Source organism: Variovorax sp. P4_D9 (genome assembly GCF_056401695.1).
The window spans coordinates 1-5083 of record NZ_JBFUIU010000646.1; the positions used below are offsets into that span (position 1 = coordinate 1).

Genomic DNA, 5083 nt, shown 5'->3' on the forward strand with positions numbered 1-5083 from the left:
GCCAAGTGGCCTTGTGGCGCCAGCGCTTCCTGGACGGGGGGTTGAGGCCCTGATGCACGATGCGCCGCGCCCCGGGCGCACCCCCAGCGTGACCGCCGAGCTTGAGTCGAGCATCGTGGACAGGACGCTGCACGCTGGCCGCGCAGCTCGGGGTAGAGCCGACGACGATTCGCCGCGTCTGGCAGCGCAACGGCCTGAAGCCGCATCGSCAGAGCAGCTTCAWGCTCTCGCGCGACCCGCGCTTCGAGGACAAGTTGCTGGACGTCGTGGGGCTGTACCTGAACCCRCCCGAGCGCGCCCTGGTGCTCAGCTGCGACGAAAAAAGTCAAATYCAGGCGCTCAACCGCACCCAGCCGGGCTTGCCGATGAAGAAAGGCCGCGCCGGCACCGTCACGCACGACTACAAGCGCCATGGCACGACCACGCTGTTCGCGGCGTTGAACACCCTGGACGGCACCGTGATCTCGATGTGTCAGCAGCAACACCGCCACGTCGAGTGGCTGCAGTTCCTGCGCCTGATCCAGCGCAAGACGCCCAAGCACCTGCAGCTGCAGCTGCACCTGATCGTGGACAACTACGGCACGCACACGCACCCGGAGGTTCAAGCCTGGCTGGCCAAGCACCCGCGGTTCGTCATGCACTTCACGCCCACCAGCGCGTCGTGGCTGAACATGGTCGAGCGCTTCTTCCGCGACATCTCGGAGAACCGCATCCGGCGCGACAGCTTCACCAGCGTGCCCGAACTGGAACTGGCCATCGATCTGTACTTGGCCCATCACAACGCCAACCCCAAGCCSTTCATCTGGACCAAGAGCGCGACCGACATCCTGGCMAAGGTCACGCGAGCCAAGGCTGCGCTGGCACGGAGCACAAGATAAGTACATATCTGAGTGGCGCACAACACTAGATACCCTCCGAGTTGGCTCTCTTGGGATCTCTCTTCTAAGACAAAGCAATTCCGTCTGAGTTGATCCGGTCGAGGTCACGTCTCCGACGGCTCAGGCCCGCGGCGCACGGTCGGCCCGCCTTGAACGAGGTCAATCGGGAACGATCGGCCAGGCGCGGGCGCCTTCCCATTGTTTCGTCGCGCAACAATGAGCGAAACAATGGGCCCTCCAGTTCGCAGCGAAGGTTTGTTGCGGGAATTAGTTCGCAACGGAACAATGGACGGAACAATCGCCCTGCCCGGAAATGACAGTGAGCAGCCCTATGCGGCCATCGACTGCGGCACGTAGTCGGCCAATCATTCAATGGATCTACTGGCGCGGATCAGCACAGATGGCGGCACCTTGATTCCCAAGTTCCTGGCGGTCCTCAAATTGATGATGAATTCGTAGCGCGAAACCAATTCGACCGCTAAATCGGCCGGCTTGGCGCCGTTCAAGATCTTGCGGACGTACTGGGCGGTGCGTGGCCAGAGTTCGGAGGTATCGGTCGTATAGGTCAGCAACACGCCCGCTTCAGCGAAGTTCCTGCCATCGGCGACTGCCGGCATACGGTACTGGGCGATCAGACCAGCGATGCGTGCTTCATAGTTCGATGCAAGTGGAAACTGGTTGACGGCCACAGCGTCGAAGCGTTCCCGGGAGATCCGTTCAAAAATGGCGTCGAGTTCGGCCGCCTCCCTCGCCACGATGAACTCTGTGCGGGCCGCTCGACCTCCGAGTTGCGCAGGCCTCTGGCGCAGATACTCATTCTTGAAGGGCTCGGTGAAGCTCGAGTCGATCACCGCGATGTCGGCCGTAGTGCCGATCACCTCGGTGAGCAACTGAAATCGCTTGAGATCTAGCACTTTCGAGAAGAATGCATTGCCCGTCAGGTTGCCGCCGGGGCGCGCCAGGCTTTGTACGAGACCCGAGCCCACAGGATCGTTGACAAGGTAGAAGACAATAGGAATGGTCGTCGTCGCCCTTCTTGCCGCGAATGCGCCGGCACTCCCACTCGCGACGATGATGACATCCGGCTTGAGCGCCACGAGTTCCCCCGCGGCGGCATCCAGACGAGACGCGCTACCGGCCGCCCGGGAGTCGATCACCAGATTCACGCCTTCCACGAGCCCCAGGCTTGTGAACTGAGGGAAATTACCCACGCCTTTGGGAAGATTGGGGTCGGTTAACCACAGCATGCCGACACGAAATACCTTGCTTGCAGTCTGCGCGTCTGCGAATCGCAATGCGAGCGTCGCGCAGCCGATAGCACTCGTGAACGCGCGGCGTCGTAGGCGGGGCGTGGCTGAGGCGCTGAATGTCAAGGCAGGCATCGGTCCCCCTATTCAGGCCGGCGCAAACATCCAACGCATGGCCGGAGCCGACCTTACCGCAATTCTGGCAGAACCCGGAGGGCGCCGACTGACGATGCGTTCTGCCGACGTCAACGAAGTCCGTCGTGAACGACTGGGCCTGGTGCGGCGCCCTCTCATTCCACTGCGAAGCTGCGCGAAGTCAAAGACCGGTATTGGGCCGATTGTTGCCGGTCGAGCGGTCAGTGCGCACGCGATTCGTGATCTGCTCTCCGCGCTGGCGACCACGAGTCCCCGCGTTTCGGACGTCTCCGGCCCGCGGCGCACAGTCCGCGCGCAAGAGAAGCTCCTTGTACACGCCGTCGGGGTGGCGCCAACTCGCATAGCGCGCCTTGATCATCGCGGCCCACTGCTTCGGTGGCGCCTGTCCCTGGCTGCCGGTGGCCAGGAGCTGGTGCAGCTTGGAGTAGAAGCCGGCGTCGCCGGCGGCTCCCACGGTCTCCAGCGTGTGGCGTGCGTGCGTTCAGGTAGCAGTAGCTGTCGCCCTTGGAATTAATCATTCGTGTCTGCCTATTGACGCGGAGCGAACAGTTTCGCGGGCGAGTATAGGATGCATGTTCGCAACAGCAGCGGAAACTTTTTGTTGGGCCGTGTTCGGATCTCGTCAGAGCCAGTTCGGCGAGCAAGCCGGACTCGATGAGGCTTGATCGGTGGGCAAGGCCCAGACTGGCGCTGGTAGTTCTGTCGGCGGCTTTCTCTCTACCAGGTGGCCATCGTCTGGCGAGAATCGCGTGCGCGGCCACTTGGTAGATGCAATGGCTTTCCCTATCCCATTTCCACCACGCCTCCCGCCACCCTCGCCCGCTGCGATATGCAAGTTGGTAGATGCAAAGGCTAGTTCTGGTAGATCGCAAGCCAAGTGTGACTTAGCCGATGCAACGGCTGTCTCTAGGCTTGTTCCGGCATGGCTCAACATTGGTCCCGGGTTCGGACTGAGGTCGCTGGTAGAAGCGTCGGCTTTCGCTGGTAGATCTGTCTACCAGTGCCATCAGGCGCCTACGTTGCCGCCCGCGCGTCCTGCGCATTGGTAGACGCAATGGCTTTCTCTGACGCGTCTCTGGCAGACGGTTGCCTTAGCCGATGCAACGGCTTGCGCTCGGCCGTCCCTCGCACTGCGCTCGGCCACTTCCCTACCATCTTAGTTTTGTGCGACCTTGACGAACTGGTGATTCCTGTGAGATGCTTCTTTGCACCGGACTATTTTCGCGAACAAATAAGGAATTGCACACATGAGCGACGCTGCAGGCGCACCCATCGTGGTGGCCATCGATCTGGGCTACGGCCTGACTAAGTTCACGAAGCACCACCGCCAGGCCGGCGGCACGGGCGTCGTCGAATACGACCTCTTCCCTTCCGTCGCCTTTGGCGTGGATCGCCGCCGTTACGAGCTCGAGGAGAGTCGCAGCGAGAACGTGAAGGTCGTGACATACCAGGGCGAGTCGTTCGTGGTCGGCCCAGACGTGATGAGCCGCGCCGCATCCAGCTCGGACTTCGGCCGGCACCTGGACGACAAGTACTACGACAGCGCGCCGTACCACGCTCTCATGCGCGGTGCCCTCGCCTATATGGAAGAGGACCACATCGACGTGCTCGTCCTGGGCCTGCCCGTCAGTCACTTCCGCGATCCTGGCAAGCCCGCCGCGCTCAAGAAGGCCTACACCGGCAAGATCGATCTGGACGGCGAGCGCAGCGTCGTCATCGACAAGGTGGTCGTGCGTCCGCAGCCCATGGGCGGCTTCTACAGCCTGGATCGCCACATCGACGGTATTAACAAGACCATTGCCTGCTTCCCCCAGTCCGGCCTCAAGCCCCTGGCGGACTGGAACCAGTTGGTCGACACCATGACGATCGTCACCGTCGATCCGGGCGAATACACGCTGGACTGGCTCCTCGTGAACCGCGGAAAGCCGAACACCGACGTGTCGGGCGCCGCTGGCGACGCGGGCCGCCACCGCGTCATGACCACTGTGAAGGAGCACCTGGAGGCAAAGATCGGCCGCGCAATTGCCCCATCGAACCTGAAGCGCCTGAACGATTCGCTGCGCACCGGCGCCGTTTTCAAGCTGGACGGTCGCGCGATCGACATGACAGATCCGGAGATCCTGGCCGCCGCGCGCCGTGCGGTCCGTGACCCGGTTGGCATCATGATGAACGGCATAAAGGGCGCCTGGGACATCATCGACATGGTCGTGATGGTCGGCGGGCACCCGGCGCACTACGCCGAAGAGATCGCCGAGCGCATGCCCGACATGCCGATCTACGTGCCCAAGCACTCGGTCTTCAGCAACGTCGAGGGCCTGCAGCTCATCGGTGAAGGCATCGCGGAAGCCGAAGCTCTGGCCGGCGCCGACGCGGCTTGAAAGGCGTTTCGCGATGAAGAAGATGGGCGGCCAGGCCACCAATGACGACGTCCTCGACATCCGGATTCGGTTCCTCCGGCGCGAAAGCCCGATGCTTTTCCGCGCCATCGAGCAGTTCACCGGACGCCCAGGCGACCGAGCACGGAACGGCTTCATCCGCCAGCTCATGGAGATGGGCCTGGTCGTCCAGGAGGAGCGTCTGCGCCGCATGGACGGCCTGTCGACCCGGATCTCCGGCGGCTTTGTCGATGAGGTGCTGGGGTCGGCTTCGGCCATCCAGCGCGCGCCGACAACTGCGAGCGAGAGTTTGGGTACGGGCGCACCAGCGCCGGTGGGCGACGGACGCTTTTCCGCCAGCTCGGCTCCGGCTCTATCGTCGGCCGAACCCGTGCTGCGCCCGGATCCGTTTCCAGCTGCCCAGCCC

At 62.8% G+C, this 5083-nt stretch carries 4 protein-coding genes and 1 pseudogene; 3 read left to right on the forward strand and 2 right to left on the reverse strand.

Annotation, left to right across the window (positions count from 1 at the left end):
• Window positions 1–92: 92 nt before the first annotated feature.
• Window positions 93–878: pseudogene (locus AC1DY5_RS41460) on the forward strand (IS630 family transposase); the annotation flags it as partial.
• A gap of 365 nt (window positions 879–1243) precedes the next feature.
• On the opposite strand, the gene AC1DY5_RS41465 reads toward AC1DY5_RS41460, so the two are convergent.
• Complete coding sequence (locus tag AC1DY5_RS41465; RefSeq protein ID WP_478120257.1) at window positions 1244–2251, reverse strand: ABC transporter substrate-binding protein; 1008 nt, start codon at window positions 2249–2251, stop codon at window positions 1244–1246.
• A 190-nt stretch (window positions 2252–2441) separates the two neighbouring features.
• On the reverse strand, window positions 2442–2735 hold the full coding sequence (locus AC1DY5_RS41470) for a hypothetical protein (RefSeq protein WP_478120258.1): 294 nt from the start codon (window positions 2733–2735) through the stop codon (window positions 2442–2444).
• 793 nt (window positions 2736–3528) lie between these two features.
• On the opposite strand from AC1DY5_RS41470, the gene AC1DY5_RS41475 reads away from it, so the two are divergent.
• Entirely contained in the window at window positions 3529–4659 is a 1131-nt protein-coding gene (locus AC1DY5_RS41475) for a ParM/StbA family protein (RefSeq protein WP_478120259.1), read from the forward strand.
• Window positions 4660–4672: 13 nt separating this feature from the next.
• A partial coding sequence (locus AC1DY5_RS41480; RefSeq protein ID WP_478120260.1) for a hypothetical protein occupies window positions 4673–5083 on the forward strand: 411 nt, incomplete at its 3' end.